Below are 20,706 nucleotides of genomic sequence, written 5' to 3'. Positions count from 1 at the left end.
GCAAACACGGGAGGAACGACGATGACCATGCAGGAAACCGCATCCGCAGCCGCCGGGGCCAAGTCCTTTCCGGGCTCCGACAGCCGCCGCTACAATTACTTCGAACCGAAGGGCCGCAAGGCGACCCATTACGAAGACGTGACCGTCGACGTCCAGCCCGATCCGGAGCGCTACCTGCTCCAGAACTGGATCATCTCCTTCGGCGACGGCACGCCGACATATTCCAAGGACTGGACCGCGCTGAAATGCACGGACTGGCACGGCTTCCGCGCGCCCGACCAGGAATGGGAACGCACCCATTACCAGCGCCAGTCCACCATCGTCGGCATGATCCAGAATGTGGTGGAGAACGCACGCCGCGCCGGGGCGCCCCAGCGCTTCGACAAGGCCTGGGTCGCCGTGCTCCAGAACCATGTCGGCGCCTTCAAGCATGCCGAATATGGGCTGGGCACTGCGCTGATGCGGGCGCAGCGCTACGGCTACACCCAGATGGTCAACAACGCCGTCCTGACCAACGCCTCCTACAAGCTGCGCTTCGCCCAGGACCTGACGCTCTATCTGGCGGAGGTCGGCAGCGATATCGGCGGCTTCGATCTCGACGCCGGCAAGGCGCACTGGCTGGACGACCCGATCTGGCAGCCCTGCCGCGAGGCGGTGGAGCATATCCGCGCCGCCACCGATTTCCTGGAGCAGTATTTCGCCGTCAACCTCGTCTTCGAACCGCTGGTCGGCGAGCTGTTCCGCAGCGGCTTCGTCATGCAGGTGGCGGCGGCGCAGAACGACTTCTCCACCCCGTCGGTCATCTCGGCGGCGGAGGCCGACTATGAACGGAACCTCGCCAACACGGTGGAGCTGTTCGCCCTGCTGCTGCGCGATCCGGCCCATGGCGAGGACAACCGGACCATGCTGCAAAGCTGGTTCACCCATCATGGCGGACTGGCGGTGAAGGCGGCCTTGCAGCTTCAGCCGCTGTGGTCGCTGCCGCGGGTCAAGGCGGCCAGCTTCACGGACGCTTTCGAGCGGGCGCGCGACCGCGTCGCCGCCATCGGACGCGAGATCGGCATCGACGCCGAGCTGCCGGCCCTGCCGCCGGTCGAGGTCGGGCAGCCGGCCGCCGCAGTCACCGATGCCGCGGCTGAGTGAGCTTTCCCGCATCTCCGCCAGAAGAGGACGAAAACCATGAGCGTCACCACCGTGCAGCAGCTTTTCAAGCCGCTGAAGGACATCACCCAGGATGGCACCATCTCCCACCAGTGCGGCGTGACGATGAACGACAGCGTCGAGGCGCGCTGCATCGCCGAGGTGATGGAGAGCAAGCCGGGCATCACCGTCACCTATCTGCCGGCGATGATCCGCATCGACGGCGAGGGCAAGATCGAGTTCAAGATGAGCGAGATCGGCGAGGCTCTCGGCCGCGAGATGACCCCGCACATCTTCGAGATCTCCACCTCCACCCACTATGGCCGCATGGTCATGATCGACGAGGACACGGTCGTCCTCTTCGGCAACATGGATGACGCGCTGGCCTACGAGTGATGCGTGAGATCTCCCTCTCCCCCCCGGGGAGAGGGCCGGGGTGAGGGGGATGCATTGCGAGGATCGTCCGGCAAACGGAACCCCCTCACCCTAACCCTCTCCCCGGGGGGGAGAGGGGATCTTCTTTCAAGTCCGCAAAACAAGACTGGGAGGGACAGACGCCATGCCGAAGATGATGCTGCACCGTGCCGAGGCGCGGGCCGCGCTTGCCCGTGGGGTGGGCAAGCTGGCGCTGGCGGTGCGCGGCACGCTGGGGCCGAAGGGGACCAACGCGATCATCGACCGCCCCATCGGCACGCCGATGATCTCCCGCGACGGCGTCAGCATCGCCGCCGAGATCGAGCTGCCCTGCCGCTTCGAGAATATGGGCGCCCAGGTGGTGCGCGAGGTGTCGAAGCAGACCAATGACGTGGCCGGCGACGGCACCACCACCGCCACCGTGCTGGCCGACGCGCTGATCCAGGACGGCGTCGCGGTGCTGGCGGATGGCAATGGTTCGGTGGAGTTGGTGGAGGGGATGGAGCGCGCCTGCGGCTTCGTCGTCGACCACCTCCGCGGCATGGCCCGGCCGCTGGCGGGCGATGCGCAGCTGGAGCAGGTGGCGACCGTCGCGGCGACCGATCCGGCGCTCGGGCGGCTGGTGGCGGATGCCCTGCGCCGGGTGGGACCGGAGGGGGTGATCGACATCGAATACGGCCAGCCGGGGGCGCCGACCGCGCTGCATGTGCTGGAGGGCATGGTACTCGACCGCGGCTTCCTGTCCCATCACATGGCGACCGAGCCGACCGGCCAGACCGCGGTGCTGGAACGGCCTCGCATCCTGATGACCGACCACAAGATCGGCGATGCGGAACCGCTCCTGCGCCTGATCGGCCGGCTTGGCGACGAGCGTCCGCTGCTGGTCGTCGCCGACAGTGTCGCGCCGGAGGTGGTGGCGGCGCTGATGGCGCTGCGCCGCGACGGACGCGCCACGGTGGTGGCGATCAACCCACCGGAATTCGGTCACTGGCGTCAGGCGATGATGGAGGACATCGCGATCCTGACCGGCGGGCGCGTGATCGCCCGCGACCTCGGCGGACGCCTCGACAACATGACGGCGGAGGATCTGGGGGGCGCCGACCGCATCGAGGTGACCGCCGGCCGCACCACCCTCCTGCGCGGCCATGGCGATCCGGACGCGCTGGCCGCGCGCCGCGCCCTGGTGCAGCGCCAGTGGGAGGAGGCGCCGCCCAACATCGAACGGGACAAGCTGTCCCAGCGGCTGGCGAAGCTGACGCACGGCACCGCCCTGATCGAGGTCGGCGGCGCCACGCCGGTGGAGCAGAAGCGCACCGCCCAGCTTCTGGAGGATTCGCTCGCCGCCGCCCGCGCGGCTCTGGCGGACGGGGTGGTGCCCGGCGGCGGCACCGCGCTGGCCCGCGTCGCCCCGCTGCTCGACCGGTTGGCCGAGGATGTGGGGGAGGGCGAGCGCGCCGGGGTGAAGCTGGTGCAGCGGGCGATGCTGCAGCCCCTGGTCTGCATCGCCGAGAATGGCGGGCTGGACGGGGCCGGCGTCGCCGCCCGGATTGCCGAGCTTCCCGAAGGCTCCGGCTTCGATGCCCGCACCGGCCGCTTCGGCGACCTGTTCGCCGCCGGCATCATCGATCCGGTCAAGGTCACCACGCTGGCATTGCTGAACGCGGTGTCGGTCGCCAAGCTGATCCTGACCACCCACACGCTGGTTGCCGACATCCCCGACGACGTCGATCCCACCGCCGGCCCGGCGCGCGGCGGCGGGATGGAACGGTACGGGCGCAGCTGACCCCGCCTTGCCGCGACGGCTCACCTCCACCTTCGGGGAAAAACACAGGAAAAAGGCCATAGAGTATTCCGCTACTACCGCTCCCGCTTCAGTCCGGCTTATAATTTCTTACACAAACAATCGTGGATGCGGAGTACTTCGGGACGAGTCTCCGCACCCCGTTTAAGGACAATCGGCGCTACGGGAAATCCGCGAAAGACGCCGGGATGCAGGGAGGGGACTGTGTTGGCCAATGAGCAGGTCGGTATCGGCCGTCTGGCCGTTGCTTCGTCCGGTCCGGCGTTCCATGCGCTGGTGGACGGCGAAACGGCGACGATGAAGGCGTGGGAGGATTTTGTTTCAGGCTCGCGGCGGGAGAATCTGCCGGTGCGCGACGTGGTCATCCGATCCTGGGCACGCTGCCAGAGCTTCCTGGTCGATGCGCGGGCGGATGCGGCGCCGGTGGTCGGCAGCGATCTTGTCGAGGCTCTGCGCCGCGACAACCGCGATCTGCTGCAGGCCGCCGCCACGACCCTGGCGGAGGCGGCGAACCTCCTGGCCGGAACGCGGACGGTGATGCTGATCACCGATGCCAACGGCGTGGTGCTGGAGGCCGCCGGCGACCGCGCGACGATGAACGCGGCCCGCGACATCAGCCTCGCCTGCGGCGGCCAGTGGGGCGAGACCTGCGCCGGCACCAACGGCATCGGCACCGCGCTCGCCTCCAAGCAGCCGGTGCTGGTCCAGTCGGCGGAGCATTACTGCGCCGGGATCAAGGGGTGGAGTTGCGCCGGCGCGCCGATCCACGACCCGGTCGACGGATCGGTGGTCGGGCTGCTCGACATCTCCGGCCTGAAGCAGAGCTTCAGCGGGCAGGCGCTGGCGCTGGCCGTGGTCGCCGCCCGGCAGGTGGAATGGAACCTCGCCCGCCAGACGGAGGCCGAACATGTGCGGCTTCTGGAGGCCTGCCTTGAGGACAGCCAGAAATACGCTGGGGAGGGGTTGATCGCGCTGGATGCGCGTGGGCGGCTTCTCTTTGCCAGCCGCAAGGCCGCGACTCTGCTGAAGGCGAGCCTCGGATCGGAGCTGCCGCCGCTGAACCGGGGGACGAAGCTGCCTCTTGTCGGATTGGACGGCGGCGCCGGCGGGCGGCTGCCGGTTCCGTCCGATTGGGTCCGTCCGCTGATGCTGGACGGCGAGCGGCGGGGGACGCTGCTGGTCATTCCCGGTTCGGCGTCGTCCCGTCCCTCCGCCGGGCGCCGGGCGGTACCGGACGAGTCCGACCACAGCCGCTGCCGCTTTGCCGACATCGTCGGGGCCAGCGACAGCCTGCGTGCCGTGATCGGGCAGGGGGAGCGTCTGGCGCCGCTGCCGGTCCCCATCCTGATCGAGGGCGAGACCGGCGTCGGCAAGGAGCTGTTCGCGCGCGCCATCCACGGCCACAGCGCGGTGGCCGGCGGTCCCTTCGTGCCGTTCAATTGCGGCGCGGTCTCGCGCGAGATGCTGGGCAGCGAGCTGTTCGGTTATGTGCGCGGCGCCTTCACCGGCGCGGCGGCGGAGGGGCGGATCGGCCGTTTCGAACTGGCGGACGGCGGCACGCTGTGCCTGGACGAGATCGGCGAACTGCCGCTCGACCTTCAGCCCTATCTGCTGCGGGTGCTGGAGGAAGGGGTGCTGTACCGCATCGGCGACAATGTCCCGCGCCGGGTGTCGGTGCGGCTGCTGGCCATGACCAACCGGAACCTGCGGCAGGAGGTCGCCGCCGGCCGATTCCGCCGCGACCTGTACCACCGGCTTGCCGTGACGGCACTGCGGGTGCCGCCCTTGCGTGAGCGGCATGGCGACGTTCCGCGCCTGATCTCCCACTTCAACGGCGTGCTGGCGGAGCGGCATGGCCGCGCCCCCGTCTGTTTCACCGCCGCGGCGTTGGACCTGCTGCAAGGCCACGACTGGCCGGGCAATGTGCGGGAACTGCGCAACGTGGTCGAACGCGCGATCCTGCTGTCCACCGGCGGAACCGTCGATGTTCGCGATCTTCCGGACGAGTTGCATGACGCCTGCGGTGGCGTGGAGGCCGGTGGATGGCCTTCGCCCTATCCGGCGGTCGCGGGGCCGGCGATGCCGAATCCGGCGCCGGCCGGAGCCGCCCCAATGTCGCTGACGGTCACCGAACAGCGAACGATCGAGGATGTGATCGCCGCCACCGGCGGGAACCTGTCGGATGCCGCGGCGGTGCTGGGGATTTCACGCAGCACCCTGTATCGCAAGCTGAGCCAGCACGGCATCCAGCGTGGCGCGGTTCGCCGGGGATGAGCCGGCTTCGATGAGGAACAGCTCCATCGTTGGAGGAGGATCGGCGCATGTGCCAAATCTTTGTCAACACCGACCCGATCCTGTACGAGGCCCGGTCGCGCTCCGTCCGCATCCATGGGATGGTGACCAGCATCCGGCTGGAGAACCTGTTCTGGAACGTCCTGGCCGGCATTGCCGCCGAACACGGGACCACGACCAACCGCCTGATCGTCACCCTCTATGACGAGGTCATGGAGGTGCATGGCAGCGTCCAGAACCTCGCGTCCTTCCTGCGGGTCAGCTGCGTGCGCTATTTGACCCTGACACCGGAAGCGGCAACACGCGGAGTTGCCGGGGGGATCAGCACCTCCGATCCCGCACCGGGTGGCGAGGGGGCATCCGTCGTCGCCTTCCCTGCCGATCGCCAGGTCTCCGCCAAATCGTGACGGCAATCGTAACGGTGGCGCAGTCCGAATCCTGACCGGTTGGACTGCGCCGACCATCGAAGCCGAAGCCAGCCTGCACCCAATTGAATGACTTGGGTGCGGGCCGCAACCGTTGGTGCCCCCAACATCGCTGTTGACCGAAGCTGTATTATCCATCATACAGGTTCCTGTCTGGTGAATGGACAGGCGACGGTTTCCGATGATGGGGAGGCGGAGTGCTGTGAAGTCGGCGGTCGAACCCCTGAAGGCGCGCAGGATCTATCTGCTGCTGCGCGACCGCATCGTCGCCGGCGAGCTGCCGGCGGGCGGGCGGCTGCCGGGAGAACCGGCGCTGGCGACCGAACATGCGGTGTCGCGGGTCACCGTGCGCCGCGCGCTCGACCTTCTGGAAAAGGAAGGGCTGGTGCAGCGCAAGGCCGGCTCCGGCACCTTCGTTCACGACACGCGCGCCGTCCGTCCCATCGTCGCCGATCTGTCGAATGTGCTGTCGCACCTGATCGACATGGGCCGCAGCACCGATGTGAAGCTGCTGTCCTTCGGTTACGGCATCCCGCCTGAGTCCATCGCCGAGAGCCTGGGTCTGAAGCCCGGCGAACGGGTCCAACGGTCGGTGCGCGTGCGCCTGATCGATGGGGAGCCGTTTTCCTACCTGACCACCCATGTGCCGGAATGGATCGGCCTGACCTATTCGGAGGCGGAACTGGCGGCGCGTCCGTTGCTGGAATTGATCGAACGGTCGGGCGTGACGACGGAGCGCGCCACCCAGGCGATCAACGCGACGCTTGCCGGCCCCGAAGCGGCGGCGGCGCTGGATCTGGAGATCGGGTCGCCGCTGCTGACCCTGACCCGCATCGTCTACGAGCCGTCGGGCCGTGGCGTGGAGCATCTGCACGCGCTGTACCGGCCCGACCGCTACAGCTTCCACATGGATCTGGTGCGCACCGGCAACGACGGCGAACGGCGCTGGAGCCCGGCGCTTGGCTGGCCGCGCACCACCGAGAAGGCCGAGCGCAAGAAGGCTGACAAGAGCAAGCCTGACAAAAGCAAAACCGACAAAAGCAAATTGGGCGAAAAGCCCACCCGCACCCTGCGGGCAATCAAACAGAGGAGTTGAGCGTTATGGGACGTTCGGTTCAGGACTCCGCGATCTCCGGGATTTCCCGCCGCACGGTGCTGAAGGCCGGCGCCGCGGCTGCCGCGTTTGTCACCGTGCCGGTGGCCGCGCCGTCGATCCTGCGGGCGCAGACCCCGGTGGTGAAGGTCGGCATCCTCCAGCCGGTGACCGGCGCGCTGGCCCATGATGGCGATCTCGGCCGGCTGGGTGCGGAGATGGCGATCAACGAAATCAATGCGGCCGGCGGCATCAAGTCGCTGGGCGGCGCCAAGCTGGAAATGGTGTTCGGCGACGCCCGCTCCATGCCCGAAGCCGGCACGCAGGAGGTGGAGCGTATGCAGGCCGACGGCGTCTCGGCCATCGTCGGCGGCTTCGCCAGCCCGATCTGCCTTGCGGCGTCGCAGGCGGCGGCGCGCTACGATCTGCCCTATCTGGTCGATGTCGGCGTGTCGGACCAGATCATGTCGCGCGGACTGACCAACACCTTCCGCTTCAGCCCCGGCTTCGGCAAGGTCACGCAGGTGGCGCTCGACAACCTGACCGCCATCAACGACAAGGCGGGCAAGCCGGCCAAGACCGTCGTGCTGGTGCATGAGGACGGGCTGTTCGGCTCCGGCCTCGCCAAGCTGCTGCAGGCGGAACTGCCCAAGCGCGGTTTCGAGGTGCTGGAGACCATCGCCCATCCGACCCCGGCGCGCGACATGTCCAACGTGGCGCTCCGCATCCGCTCGCTGAACCCCGATCTGGTCATTCCGTCCAATTACTATGGCGAGTTCGTGCTGCTCGCCCGCACCATGCAGCAGCAGCGCATCAAGCCGAAGGGCATCTATGCGATCCTGGGCGGTGCGGCGTCGAACGGCCGCTTCGTCAAGGAGTTCCCGCAGGCGGCGCAGAACGTGATCGACTGCAACCACTGGCACGATCCGAAGAACCCCAAGGCGCTGGCCCTGCGCAAGGCGGTGGAAGGGCAGGGCAAATCCTTCGCCTACAACGTCTCGCTGAACTATTCGAACGTGCTGCTGCTGGCCGACGCCATCGAGCGGGCCGGCTCCGCCGACCGCAAGAAGATCATCGAGGCGCTGAACGCCTCCACCTTCGCCGGCCACATCATGCCCTATGGCCCGACCAAGTTCGTCAACGGCCAGAACGAGGGCGCCACCCCGATCAACACCCAGATCCAGGGTGAGGACATCAAGGTGATCTATCCGGAAGCGTTCGCCGAGGCGAAGGCCAACTTCCCGGCGGCCTGATCCGTTTTCCGCCGTCGCACCTCCGCATTCCCCCACCCGTCCGGGACGCCGCAAGCGGGCGTATTCCGGACGGGTGACGGGACCATTCCCCTCATGCGCGGGCTGCCATGTATTCACCTCAGATCATCCTGGAAGCGGCGCTGAACGGTCTGATGACCGGCGCGGTCTATGCCCTGATCGCGCTTGGCCTGACGCTGATCTACGGCGTGCTCCACATCATCAACTTCGCCCATGGCGCGCTGCTGACCTGCGCGATGTTCGCGGTCTGGATCGCCTGGGCCGTGCTGGGGATGGACCCCTATCTGGCCATCCTGCCGCTGGTGCCGCTGATGTTCGCGCTCGGCTACGGCTTGCAGCGCTTCGTCATCGGGCCGGCCAGCCATGGCGACGACGGCAACATCCTGTTGGTCACGCTGGGCCTGTCCATCGTGCTGGAGAATGTGCTGCTGGCGCTGTTCCAGTCCGACACCCGCACGCTCGACACCGACTATTCCTTCCAGGTGGTGGCGCTGGGGCCGCTGCTGCTCAGCTATCCGCGCCTTATCGGGCTTGGGGTGGCGGTGGTGGTGACCGGCCTGCTGTGGCTGATACTGAACCGCACCGACACCGGCAAGGCGATCCGCGCCGTCGCCAAGGAGAAGCTGGGCGCCAATCTGGTCGGCATCGACGTGCCGCATGTCTATGCCGTCACCTTCGGGCTGGGCTGCGCCTGTCTGGCCGTGGCGGCGGGGCTGCTGATGCCGACCTTCTACGTCAACCCGCGCATCGGCGGCGCCTTCGTGCTGGTCGCCTTCACGGTGGTGGTGCTGGGCGGCATGGGCTCGATTCCCGGCGCGCTGCTGGGCGGCCTGTTCATCGGTGTGGTGGAGAGCCTGTGCGGCCTGTTCCTGGGCGACAGCCTGGGCCAGCTCGGCATCTTCCTGATCTTCATCGCCGTGCTGCTGGTGCGGCCGACCGGCTTGTTCGGAGCAAAGGCATGACCGCGCGCGACCTGATCCCGATCGCCGTCCTGACCATTCTGGCCGCCCTGTTGCCGCTGGTGGTGACCTCCAGCCCGGTGCTGAACTTCCTGGTCTTCATGCTGATCGTCGCGCTTGGCGCGCAGGGCTGGAACATCCTCGGTGGCTTCGGCGGCCAGTTCAGCTTCGGCCATGCCGCCTTCTTCGGCACCGGTGCCTATGTGACGGCGATCCTGCAACTGCGCTATGGCGTCAACGCCTGGGCCGGGCTGGTGCTGGCGACGGTGGCCGGCGGTGTGGTCGGCTGGGTGATCGGCTTTCTCAGCTTCCGTTCGGGCCTGCGCGGTTCCTACTTCGCGCTGGTGACGCTGGCCTTCGCCGAGGTGTTCCGCATCCTGGCCAACGCCGCCTCCTTCACCGGCGGGGCTGCCGGCCTGCTGATCAAGCTGGACGTCCGCGCGGTCAATTTGCAGTTCGACGATCGCGCCGTCTTCTACTGGCTGGTGCTGGCCTTCGTCGCGGCGGTGCTGCTGCTGACCCGCTGGATCCAGCGCTCCCGCTTCGGGGCCCAGCTGGTGGCGGTGCGCGAGAACGAGGATGCCGCCAAGGCGTTGGGTGTGGATTCCCTGAAGGTGAAGCTGCGCGCCATCGCCCTGTCGGGCGCGGTGACGGCGCTGTCCGGCTGCCTCTATGCCCAATACTTCCTCTACATCGACGCCAACATCGCCTATGGCAGCTGGATTTCGGTGGAGCTTCTGCTGGCTCCGATCATCGGCGGCGTCGGCACCGTCTTCGGCCCGGTGGTGGGGGCGCTGACCCTGCACGGGCTGGGCGAGGTCGCCAAGCAGTTCGCCGGCCGCATTCCCGGCATCGACCTGATCGTCTTCGGCGGCGTGCTGGTGCTGGCCGTCGCCTTCGCCCGCGGCGGCATCCTGGGCCTGCTGGAGCGGCTGCGCGACCGTGGCCGCGGGATGATGGCGCGCGGACCCAAGGAGGTTTCCCATGCTGGCCGTTGACGGCGTCTCCAAGCGTTTCGGCGGGCTGATGGCGGTGGACAGCGCGACGCTGTCGCTGCAACCCGGCGGCATCATCGGGCTGATCGGTCCGAACGGAGCCGGCAAGACCACGCTGTTCTCAATGATCTCCGGCTTCGTCGCCCCGACCGACGGACGCATCCGCTTCGAGGGCACCGACATCACGGCGGAGGAACCGCATCGCCGGGCGGAGCGCGGCATCGGCCGCACCTTCCAGATCGTCCAGCCCTTCGCCGGGCTGACGGTGTGCGAGAACATCGCGGTCGGCGCCTATCTGCGCCATGCCAAGCGGGCCGACGCCACGGCCAAGGCGCGCGAGGTCGCTCGCCGCGTCGGGCTGGGCGGCGAATTGGACCGGCCGGCAGGCGGGCTGACGGTGGCCGGGCGCAAGCGGCTGGAACTGGCCCGCGCGCTGGCGACCGAACCGAAGCTGCTGCTGCTGGACGAGGTGCTGGCCGGGCTGAACCCGTCGGAGATCCGCGACATCATCCCGGTGATCCGGGGCATCCGCGACGAAGGGGTGACGATCCTGATGATCGAACACGTCATGCAGGCGGTGATGAACCTGTGCGAGCGCGTCTATGTGCTGGCGCAGGGCCGCATGATCGCCGAGGGGCCGCCCGCCGTCGTCTGCGCCGACACCCGCGTGATCGAGGCCTATCTCGGCCACGGCGCTGCCGCCCGGCTGAAGGCGGAGGGGGCGGCTCATGGCTGAGCAGCTTCTGGAAATCCGTGGGCTGAAGACCGGCTATGGCGCCACCGAGGTGCTGCGCGGCATCGACATGGCCGTTCATGCCGGCGAGATCGTCACGGTGCTCGGCTCCAACGGCGTCGGCAAGACGACGCTGAACAAGGTTCTGTCCGGCGTTCTGCCCCCTTGGACCGGCGAGATTCATTTCGGCGGCACCCGTATCGACGGCAAGTCCGCCGCGCGCATCGTCGAGGAGGGGCTGATCCAGGTGCCGGAAGGCCGCAAGATCTTCCCCAACCTGTCGATCCGCGAGAATCTGGAACTCGGCAGCTATCGCCGCGGCAAGCCGAACCGGGTGCGGAACCTGGACCGTATCTTCGCGACATTCCCCCGCCTGAAGGAGCGCGAGGCGCAGTTCGCCGGCACCCTGTCGGGCGGCGAGCAGCAGATGCTGGCGATCGGCCGCGGCATGATGGCGGAGCCGCGTTTGCTGATCCTCGACGAGCCGTCGCTCGGCCTCTCGCCGCTGGTCGTGGAGGAGATGTTCGGGCTGATCCGCAAGCTGAATAGCGACGGGCTGGCGATCCTGCTGGTCGAGCAGAACGTCGTCCAGTCGCTGGAGGTCGCCCGCCGGGCCTACATCCTTGAAAACGGCGTCTTCGCGCTGTCGGGACCGTCCGACGAGATCGCGCGCGACCCCGAATTGAAACGCACCTATCTCGGGCTGTGAGCGATGTGCGCTCCGGCCCTCTCCCAACACCTTCCAACCCTGACCCGGTGGTGCGCGACCGCTTCGCGTGGCGCCGCCGGGGGGAGCGCTTGACATGACCGTCCCCAGCATCAGTTTCCGGGACCGACTGGCCCAGGACCGTGTCGTCCTGGCGCCCGGAGTCTATGACGCCTTCACCGCTTCGATGGCCACCGCCGCTGGATTCGAGGCGCTGTATCTGTCCGGCGCCGCCATCGCCTATACCCGGCTGGGCCGGCCCGACATCGGGCTGGTTTCGGTCAGCGAGGTGGCGGACACCATCGCCCTGGTGCGCGACCGGGTGTCGACGCCGCTGATCGTCGATGCCGATACCGGTTACGGCAACGCGCTGAACGTGCAGCGCACCGTGCGCATGTTCGAACGCGCCGGCGCCACCGCGTTGCAGCTTGAAGACCAGAGCTTTCCCAAGCGCTGCGGCCACCTGACCGACAAGTCGGTGATCCCCGCCGGCGAGATGGCTGGCAAGATCAAGGCGGCGGTCGATGCCCGCACCAGCGAAGACACCCTGATCGTCGCCCGCACCGATGCGGTGGCGGTGGAGGGCGTCGCCGCGGCGCTGGACCGCGCCCGGCTCTATGTCGAGGCCGGTGCCGACGTGCTGTTCGTCGAGGCGCCCAAGAGCCGGGAGCAGTTGTCCGCCATCGCCACCGACCTGGGCGGCATCCGCCCGCTGCTCGCCAACATGGTGGAAGGCGGGCAGACGCCGATCAGCTCCGCGTCGGAGCTGGGCGAGTTGGGCTATCGGCTGGTGATCTTCCCCGGCGGAATCGTGCGAGCGCTCGCTCGGCAGGCGCAGGACTATTACGGCTCGCTGGCGCAGCACGGCACCACCCAGCCCTTCCGCGACCGCATGTTCGACTTCAACGCGCTGAACGAACTGATCGGCACGCCGGAGATGCTGGCGCTCGGCGAGACTTATAAGGACTTCATACCCGCCAAGCGGGAGGACGCAGCATGACCACCCAGACCACTGCCAAGACCGCAATCGATCCCGTCACGCTGGCCGTCCTGAAGGGCCGGCTGGAGCAGATCGCCGACGAGATGGACGCGACGCTCTACCGCTCCGCCTTCAATCCGATCATCGCCGAGGCGCGCGATGCCTGCCACGGCCTCTACCATGCGGAAACCGGCGCCACGCTGGTGCAGGGCACCAACGGCCTGCCGATCTTCGTCGGCGCTATGGCCTTCGCGGTGAAGGCGGTGATCGACAAGGTGGCGAAGGAGGGCGACCTCCATCCCGACGACATCTTCCTGTTCAACGACCCCTATGACGGCGGCACCCATCTGAACGACTTCCGTCTGGTGCGGCCGATCTTCCGTCAGGGCCAACTGTTCTGCTGGATGGCGTCGGTCGGCCACTGGCTCGACATCGGCGGCAATGTGCCGGGCAACTTCAACGCCCGCGCCACCGACAGCTTCCAGGAGGGCGTGCGCATTCCGCCGGTGAAGCTGGTCAAGGCGGGCGTGATGAACCACGACCTCCTGGCGATCCTCGCCGCCAATTCCCGCGTACCGGTGTCGAACTACGGCGACCTGAATGGGCAGCTGAACGCGCTGGATCTGGGCGTGCGCCGCCTGACCGAGCTGTTGGACGAGCATGGCGAAGAAACGGTCGCCGCCGCCTTCGACGCCTTCACCGCACGCGCCGATGCGCTGATGCGCAGTGCCATCGGTAAGCTGCCGGACGGCATCTACAGCTTCGAGGATTATCTCGACAACGACGGCATCACGGCGGACCGGCTGCGCATCGCGCTGGACCTGACCATCGCCGGCGACCGGATGACGCTGGACTTCTCGCGGTCCTCCGCCCCCTGCGCCGGGCCGCTGAACATCGCTTATTCCACCGCGGTCGCCTGCTGCTACGTCGCGCTGAAGCATGTCTTCACCGACGTGCCGGCCAATGCCGGCTGCCTCAACCCGATCACCTTCGTCATCCCGGAAAGCACTCTGCTGGCGGTGAAGCCGCCCAAGCCGGTGGGCGGCTACACCGAGACGATCCTGCGCGTGATCGGCGTGGTGTTCGGCGCCCTGGCGCTCGCCGACCCGGCCCGCGCCACCGCCGCGCCCTTCGGCACCATCAATGCGCTGTCGCTGGCCGGTCATCGCAAGGACGGGTCGCGCTGGGTGATGTTCTCCTTCTTCGGCGGCGGTCTGGGCGGCAATCCGGAGACCGACGGGCTGAACCACGCCAACAACCCGATCTCCACCGCCACCATTCCGCCGGTGGAAATCCTCGAAGCCGCCTATCCGGTGATGTTCACCCAATGGGCTCTGCGCCCGGACTCCGCCGGGGCCGGCCTGCACCGTGGCGGGCTGGGTGCGGTCTATGAGATCGAGGCGCTGACAGATGCCGACGTCTTCCTGCTGGGCGAGCGTGGGGTCTTCGCCCCCTTCGGCGTGGCGGGCGGCACCCCTGCGGCGCTGAACCGCTTCACCTGGCAGAGCGACGAGGGCGAGAAGTCGCCGCCGCTCGCCTCCAAGGTCACCGACGTGAAGATCCGCGATGGCCAGCGCGTGCGGCTGGAGACGCCGGGCGGCGGCGGCTGGGGCGATCCGAAGCGGCGCGATGCGGAGGCCGTCGCCCGCGACGTGCGGCTCGGCTACCTCGGCCGTGAGGCGGCGCGCGGCGCCTATGGCGTGGCGCTGACCGACGACGGCGCGCTCGACATCGCCGCCACCGCGACCTTGCGCGAATCCTCCGCCGCCTGACGAACCCGGAAGCAAGACCATGAGCAACGGCATTTCCAAGGGTGCTATCGTCGGCGTCGATGTCGGCGGCACCTTCACCGACCTGTTCCATTACGACGAGGCGCGCGGCAGCTTCCGCACCGCCAAGGTTCCCTCCAACCGCGGCGACGAGGCGGTCGGCTTCCTGGCCGGTTTGCAGAGCTTCGGCCCAGTGGCCGAGCTGGGGTCCATCGTCCACGGCACGACGGTCGGCACCAACGCGCTGCTGGAGCGCAAGGGCGCCAAGGTCGGTCTCATCACCACCGCCGGCTTCCGCGACGTGCTGGAGATGCGCCGCCGCGACCGCCGCCACACCTGGGGCCTGTGGGGCGACTTCGTCCCCGTCGTCGACCGCGACATGCGGCTGGAGGTGGCGGAGCGCACGCTGGCCGACGGCACGATCCGCACCGAAATCGACCCGGAGGAGGTCCGCGCCTGCGCCCGCCGGCTGGCCGACCAGGGGGCGGAGGCGCTCGCCATCGTCTTCATCAACGCCTACGCCAACCCGGCCAACGAGCTGGCGGCTCTGGAGGCGGCGCGCGAGGTCTGGCCGAACGCCAACCTCGAATGTTCCTCCCGCATCCTGCCGGAAATCCGCGAGTTCGAACGCACCTCCACCACCGCGCTGAATGCCTATCTCCAGCCGGTGGTCGGCAGCTATCTCGCCAAGCTCGACAATGCGCTGGCGGGGGAAGGCTTCGGCGGACGCTTCCACATCGTGCAGTCGAACGGCGGCGTGATGTCCACCGACACCGCGCGGCGTCTGCCGGTGCGCACCGCTTTGTCGGGACCGGCGGCCGGCGTCATCGCCGCGGCGGCGATCTCCAAGGCGGCGGGCTTCCCCAACGTCATCACCGGCGACCTCGGCGGCACCAGCTTCGACGTGTCGCTGGTGGTGGAGGGGCAAACCATGCTGGCCGCCCAGACCACCATCGATTTCGGTCTGGTCGTCCGCACGCCGATGATCGAGATCACCACCATCGGCGCCGGTGGCGGCTCCATCGCCGGGGTCGATCCCGGCGGCATGCTGCAGGTCGGGCCGGAGAGCGCCGGCTCGCGGCCGGGGCCGGTCTGCTACGGCCAGGGCAACACCCGTCCGACGCTGACCGACGCCAACGTGCTGCTCGGCCGCATCAATGCCGAGCGGCCGATCGGCGGCAAGCTGGCGCGGCTGGACGTCGACGCCGCCCGCACCGCCATCGCCACCCATGTGGCCGAGCCGCTCGGTCTCGACGTGATGGCGGCGGCGGAGGCGGTGGTGCGCATCGCCAACAGCAAGATGGCCGGCGCCATCCGCCTCGTCTCCATCGAGCGCGGTCATGACCCGGCCAAGTTCGCCGCCGTGCCCTTCGGCGGCGGCGGGGCGCTGCATGTCGGTGCGCTGATCAAGGAGGTTGGGCTGAAGGCGGCGCTGGTGCCGCGCTTCCCCGGCGTGACCTCCGCGCTCGGCTGCGTCATCGCCGACATCCGCCACGATCAGGTGCAGACGGTCAACCTGCCGCTGGCCGGTATCGACGCCGGATCGCTCGACCGCCGCATGGTGGAGGAAGCCGCCGCCGCCCGTGCGGTGGTGGAATCCGCTGGCCTCAGCGTCGAGCGCATCGACCTCGTCTTCGAACTCGATATGCACTACATCGGCCAGACCCACACGGTCGCCGTGCCGCTGCCGGTGTCGGTCGAGAACGGCACGACGGGCATTGACGAGGCGATGATCCGCGCCGCCTTCGAGCGGGCCTATCAGGCGTCCTTCAGCCGGCTGCTGCCGGGCGTCGGTGCCAAGATCGTCAACCTGCGCACCGCCGCCATCGGCCGCCGTCCGCATTTCGACCTCTCCGCCCTCGCTCCGGCGGCCGGGACGACGGTGGAGGGCGCCCATGCCGGCTCGCGGCCGGTGTGGTTCGACGGGGCTTGGCACGAGACTGCCGTCTACAACCGCCTCGACCTGCCGGTCGGCGCCGTGATCCAGGGGCCGGCGATCCTGGAGCAGCCGGACGCCACCACCGTCATCGACCCCGACCTCAGCGCCCGCGTCGACGGCTTCGGCAACGTCATCGTGGAAAGGAGCGCCCGATGAGCGGCACCGCCATTCCTGTCGAGCGCACCGCCCTGCTGGTCTGCGACCTGCAGAACGACTTCATCCACCCGGATGGCGCCTATGGTCGAGCCGGGCAGACGGCGCCGGAAATTCTGGCGCTGCCGGATCGGGTGAAGCCGCTGGCCGATCTGCTGCGCTCTCGCGGCGGCTGGGTCATCTCCACCAACTTCACCCTGGTGCCCGGCCGCGGCGGCGAGCCGATGATCTCGCCCCACCTGAAGACGCTGCGCCCCTTCCTGGCCAAGGGCGATTTCCAGCCCGGCAGTTGGGGGCACCGCACCGTGGACGCGCTCCAGCCCGTCGATGTGGAGGTGGAGAAGGTCGCCTATTCCGCCTTCTACATGTCGCGGCTGGAATGGGTGCTGCGGAAATGCGGAGTGGAGCGGCTGCTGGTCTGCGGCATCGTCACCAATGGCGGCGTCGCCTCCACCGTGCGCGATGCCCATGTCCGCGAGTTCGACACCACCCTGCTGGAGGACGGCTGCGCCGCCTTCAGCCGCGAGGTGCATGAGGTCTCCGTCGCCGCGCTGCGCCCGGTCTGCCGGGTGGCGACGGTCGCCGAGATGCTGGAGGAGGTGGCGACCTCATGAGCCGCATCCTGTCTGCCGATGGCGTCGAGTTCGAGTTCACCGTTCCCGTCGTCGTGATCGGCGGCGGGGCGGCCGGCATGGTCGCGGCCCTGGCGGCCCATGAACAGGGCGCCGGCGTGCTGGTGCTGGAGCGCGACGCGCTGCCCCAGGGCTCCACCGCCCTGTCGGCGGGGCTGATCCCGGCGCCGGGCACCCGCTGGCAGCACGCTGCTGGAATCGAGGACAGTCCGGAGCGCTTCGCCACCGACATCATCGCCAAGGCGAAGGGCGAACCCGATCCGGCCGAGGTCGCGCGTGTGGCGCAGGCGGTGGGGCCGGCTCTGGAATGGCTGGCTGACCGCTACGGGCTGCCCTTCTCGGTGGTGGACAATTTCAGCTATCCGGGACACAGCGCCCGGCGCATGCACGGACTGCCCAGCCGGTCGGGGGCGGAACTGATCGACCGTCTGCGCGGCGCCGTCGAGGCCGCCGGCATCGACGTGCTGTGCGAAGCGCATGTCACGGCGCTGTATGCGGATGGCGCCCGAGTTCGCGGTGTCGAGATCACCCGGCCCGACGGCAGTGTCGAGCGGGTCGGCTGCGGCGCGCTGGTCCTCGCCTGCAACGGCTATGGCGGCAACAAGGCGTTGGTGGAGCGGCACGTGCCGGAACTGGCCGACGCGCTCTATTTCGGGCATCCCGGCAACCAGGGCGACGCGCTGCTGTGGGGGGAGGCTCTGGGTGCCGCCACCCGGCATCTGTCGGGGCACCAGGGGCACGGTTCCGTCGCCCATCCCGCCGGCATCCTCGTCACCTGGGCGACGATCACAGAGGGCGGCGTGCAGGTGAATGCGGAGGGCCGGCGCTTCTCCAACGAGGCGCAGGGCTATTCGGAACAGGCCGCCATCGTGCTGCGCCAGCCCGACGGCATCGCCTGGACCGTCTTCGACGAGCGCATCGCCGCCATCGCCCGCCAGTTCGAGGATTTCCGGCAGGCCGAGGCGATGGGCGCGGTGCTCAGCGCCAATACCTCCGCCGAGCTTGCCCGGCAGATGAAGATCGACGCCGACACTCTGGCCGCCACGCTCGCCGAAATCGACCGGTTGAAGGCGAAGGGCGGAACCGACGACTTCGGCCGCAGTTTCGCCGGCTCTGCCCCGCTGGTTCCGCCCTACCGCGCCGTCCGTGTCACCGGTGCGCTGTTCCACACCCAGGGCGGTCTGGTCGTCGATGACGATGCCCGCGTTCTGGATAACGATGGCGCGCCGCTGCCCAACCTCTATGCCGCCGGTGGGGCCGCCTGCGGCGTGTCGGGATCCAAGGCGTCCGGCTATCTGTCCGGCAACGGCCTGCTGACCGCGGTGGCGCTTGGGCGCATCGCCGGGACGGCCGCAGCCGGTGCGGTCAAGGAGGAAACCCAATGACGCAACAGCCACGCAGCCTGTTCGAAAAGGTTTGGGATGCCCATGTCGTGGCGACCCGGCCCGACGGTCAGGCGCTGCTCGCCATCGACCGTCATTTCCTGCACGAGGGCTCCTTCCACGCCTTCGGCATGATCGACCATGCCGGACGCAAGGTGCGGCGGCCGGAGCTGACCTTCGCCGTCGCCGACCATTACGTGCCCTCGCACAGCCGGGCCAAGCCCATTGCCGATCCCGAGATCGCCAACATGGTGACGATGCTGGAGGCGAATGCCGGCCGTCACGGCCTGCGCCATTTCGGGCTGCACGACCCGGCCCAGGGCATCGTCCATGTGATGGCGCCGGAACAGGGGCTGACGCTGCCCGGCCTGACCATCGTCTGCGGCGACAGCCACACCTCCACCCACGGCGCCTTCGGGGCATTGGCCTTCGGCATCGGCGCGACCGAGGTTTCGCATGTGCTGGCGACCCAGACCCTGTGGCAGCGCCGGCCCAAGACCATGCGCATCACCGTGGACGGGGTGCTGGGGCCACATGTGACGGCCAAGGACCTGATCCTGGCGGTGATCGCCGCCATCGGCGCCGACGGGGCCGCCGGCCATGTCATCGAATATGCCGGCAGCGCCATCCGCGCTCTGTCGATGGAAGGCCGCCTGACCGTCTGCAACATGTCGATCGAGGCCGGCGCCCGCGCCGGCATGATCGCCCCCGACGACACCACCTTCTCCTGGATCGAAGGGCGGCACTTTGCCCCCAAGGGCGATCTCTTCGACCGCGCGGTGGAGCATTGGCGGACCCTGCCCAGCGATGACGGCGCCGCCTTCGACCGCGAGATGACGCTGGACGCCGCCGCCATCGCACCGGCCGTCACCTGGGGCACCAGCCCGGAGACCGCGGTTCCGGTGACTGCGGCGGTGCCCGATCCCGGTGCCGAGGCCGATCCGGTGCGGGCCGGCCAGATGCGCAAGATGCTGGACTACATGGGCCTCGCCCCCGGCATGGCGCTGGAGGATGTGGCCATCGACCGCGTCTTCATCGGCTCCTGCACCAATGCCCGGCTGGAGGATCTGCGCGCCGCCGCCGCCGTGCTGCGCGGCCGGCGCGCGGTGGTGCCGGGGCTGGTGGTTCCGGGCTCGGTCCCGGTGCGCCGGCAGGCGGAGGCGGAGGGGCTGGACCGCGTGTTCATCGACGCCGGTCTGGAATGGGGGGAGCCCGGCTGCTCCATGTGCGTGGGCATCAACGGCGACCTGGTTCCGGCGGGGGAGCGCTGTGCCTCCACCACCAACCGCAACTTCCCCGGCCGTCAGGGGCCGAACGCCCGCACGCATCTGATGAGCCCGGCGATGGCCGCCGCCGCCGCCGCGACCGGAAGGCTTACCGATGTCCGCAAGCTGGGAGCCTCATGAATGGACCCCTTCGTCACCCTGACCGCGCCGGCGGTCCCGCTCGACATCGCCAACATCGACACCGACCAGCTTCTGCCCGCGCGCTTCCTGAAGAAACCGCGCAGCGCCGGCTACGGCAACTTCCTGTTCCATGACGAGCGCAAGCCCGGTTTCCCGCTGGACAATCCCGCTTATGCCGGGGCTCGCGTTCTGGTGAGCGACCGCAACTTCGGCTGCGGCTCGTCGCGGGAAGGGGCGGTCTATGCGCTGGTGGATGGCGGTTTCCGCTGCGTCGTCGCCCCCAGCTTCGGCGACATCTTCGCCGCCAACGCCGCCAAGAACGGCCTGCTGACCGTCACCCTGCCGGAGGATGCGGTGGCCGCCCTGCGCCGCCAGCTGCAGGAAAATCCCGGCGCCTCGGTCACCGTCGATCTGCCGGCCCAGACCCTGACCGGCCCCGACGGACGGCCGCTGCCCTTCGCCATCGACGCCTTCAAGAAGGAGTGCCTGATCGAAGGGCTCGACGACGTCGCGCTGACCCTGCGCCACCAGGACGCCATCGACCTCTTCGACCAACGCGACGCCGAGCGGCGCCCCTGGGTGGTGCCTGGGGTGGTGCCGGGCGTGGTCTGAGCGGC

General features: G+C 68.8%; 18 protein-coding genes. All 18 read left to right on the top strand.

The window, feature by feature from the left end:
- The first annotated feature begins 21 nt into the window (after positions 1-21).
- The 18 genes from M5E06_RS22830 to leuD all read left to right on the top strand — a co-directional run bounded on the left by M5E06_RS22830 (position 22) and on the right by leuD (position 20,701).
- Positions 22-1,143, top strand: coding sequence for an aromatic/alkene monooxygenase hydroxylase subunit beta (locus M5E06_RS22830; protein WP_252140152.1), 1,122 nt, complete (start codon positions 22-24; stop codon positions 1,141-1,143).
- Positions 1,144-1,179: 36 nt separating this feature from the next.
- The gene (locus M5E06_RS22825; RefSeq protein ID WP_085086548.1) at positions 1,180-1,536 is read left to right on the top strand and encodes an MmoB/DmpM family protein; all 357 of its coding nucleotides are present in this window, start codon (positions 1,180-1,182) and stop codon (positions 1,534-1,536) included.
- Positions 1,537-1,699: 163 nt separating this feature from the next.
- The gene (locus M5E06_RS22820; RefSeq protein WP_252140151.1) at positions 1,700-3,337 is read left to right on the top strand and encodes a molecular chaperone GroEL; all 1,638 of its coding nucleotides are present in this window, start codon (positions 1,700-1,702) and stop codon (positions 3,335-3,337) included.
- Positions 3,338-3,559: 222 nt separating this feature from the next.
- Entirely contained in the window at positions 3,560-5,629 is a 2,070-nt protein-coding gene (locus M5E06_RS22815; RefSeq protein WP_252140150.1) for a sigma-54-dependent Fis family transcriptional regulator, read from the top strand.
- Positions 5,630-5,676: 47 nt separating this feature from the next.
- Positions 5,677-6,054 (top strand): ribbon-helix-helix domain-containing protein, encoded by a 378-nt coding sequence (locus M5E06_RS22810; protein ID WP_252140149.1) that lies wholly within the window; start codon positions 5,677-5,679, stop codon positions 6,052-6,054.
- 220 nt (positions 6,055-6,274) lie between these two features.
- A complete protein-coding gene (locus M5E06_RS22805; RefSeq protein WP_252140148.1) occupies positions 6,275-7,168 on the top strand; it encodes a GntR family transcriptional regulator in 894 nt (297 codons plus the stop codon).
- A gap of 5 nt (positions 7,169-7,173) precedes the next feature.
- The gene (locus tag M5E06_RS22800) at positions 7,174-8,418 is read left to right on the top strand and encodes an ABC transporter substrate-binding protein (protein ID WP_252140147.1); all 1,245 of its coding nucleotides are present in this window, start codon (positions 7,174-7,176) and stop codon (positions 8,416-8,418) included.
- A gap of 107 nt (positions 8,419-8,525) precedes the next feature.
- Entirely contained in the window at positions 8,526-9,398 is an 873-nt protein-coding gene (locus tag M5E06_RS22795; protein WP_252140146.1) for a branched-chain amino acid ABC transporter permease, read from the top strand.
- Positions 9,395-10,393, top strand: a complete 999-nt coding sequence (locus tag M5E06_RS22790; RefSeq protein WP_109151619.1) for a branched-chain amino acid ABC transporter permease — start codon at positions 9,395-9,397, stop codon at positions 10,391-10,393. The genes M5E06_RS22795 and M5E06_RS22790 overlap by 4 nt, the downstream gene beginning before the upstream one ends.
- Positions 10,380-11,126, top strand: a complete 747-nt coding sequence (locus tag M5E06_RS22785; protein ID WP_252140145.1) for an ABC transporter ATP-binding protein — start codon at positions 10,380-10,382, stop codon at positions 11,124-11,126. The genes M5E06_RS22790 and M5E06_RS22785 overlap by 14 nt, the downstream gene beginning before the upstream one ends.
- Positions 11,119-11,832 carry an ABC transporter ATP-binding protein gene (locus M5E06_RS22780; protein WP_252140144.1) on the top strand — a complete coding sequence of 238 codons (714 nt, stop codon included), beginning with the start codon at positions 11,119-11,121 and terminating at the stop codon, positions 11,830-11,832. The genes M5E06_RS22785 and M5E06_RS22780 overlap by 8 nt, the downstream gene beginning before the upstream one ends.
- Positions 11,833-11,926: 94 nt before the next feature.
- A complete protein-coding gene (locus tag M5E06_RS22775) occupies positions 11,927-12,829 on the top strand; it encodes an isocitrate lyase/PEP mutase family protein (protein ID WP_252140143.1) in 903 nt (300 codons plus the stop codon).
- Positions 12,826-14,580, top strand: coding sequence for a hydantoinase B/oxoprolinase family protein (locus M5E06_RS22770; RefSeq protein ID WP_252140142.1), 1,755 nt, complete (start codon positions 12,826-12,828; stop codon positions 14,578-14,580). The genes M5E06_RS22775 and M5E06_RS22770 overlap by 4 nt, the downstream gene beginning before the upstream one ends.
- A gap of 19 nt (positions 14,581-14,599) precedes the next feature.
- On the top strand, positions 14,600-16,672 hold the full coding sequence (locus M5E06_RS22765) for a hydantoinase/oxoprolinase family protein (protein WP_252140141.1): 2,073 nt from the start codon (positions 14,600-14,602) through the stop codon (positions 16,670-16,672).
- Positions 16,669-17,283 (top strand): cysteine hydrolase family protein, encoded by a 615-nt coding sequence (locus M5E06_RS22760; RefSeq protein ID WP_252140140.1) that lies wholly within the window; start codon positions 16,669-16,671, stop codon positions 17,281-17,283. The genes M5E06_RS22765 and M5E06_RS22760 overlap by 4 nt, the downstream gene beginning before the upstream one ends.
- Positions 17,280-18,686: an FAD-dependent oxidoreductase gene (locus M5E06_RS22755; protein WP_252140139.1), complete on the top strand. Its 1,407-nt coding sequence runs from the start codon at positions 17,280-17,282 to the stop codon at positions 18,684-18,686. The genes M5E06_RS22760 and M5E06_RS22755 overlap by 4 nt, the downstream gene beginning before the upstream one ends.
- Positions 18,683-20,089 (top strand): 3-isopropylmalate dehydratase large subunit, encoded by a 1,407-nt coding sequence (leuC, locus tag M5E06_RS22750; RefSeq protein ID WP_252140138.1) that lies wholly within the window; start codon positions 18,683-18,685, stop codon positions 20,087-20,089. The genes M5E06_RS22755 and leuC overlap by 4 nt, the downstream gene beginning before the upstream one ends.
- Entirely contained in the window at positions 20,090-20,701 is a 612-nt protein-coding gene (gene leuD, locus M5E06_RS22745; protein WP_252140137.1) for a 3-isopropylmalate dehydratase small subunit, read from the top strand. It begins immediately after the preceding gene.
- Positions 20,702-20,706 lie beyond the last annotated feature (5 nt).

Origin of the sequence: Azospirillum sp. A1-3, from assembly GCF_023806445.1 — a bacterium.
Lineage (GTDB): Bacteria > Pseudomonadota > Alphaproteobacteria > Azospirillales > Azospirillaceae > Azospirillum.
Note: the sequence above shows the minus strand (reverse complement) of the source record. Positions and strands in the feature narration are given on the sequence as shown.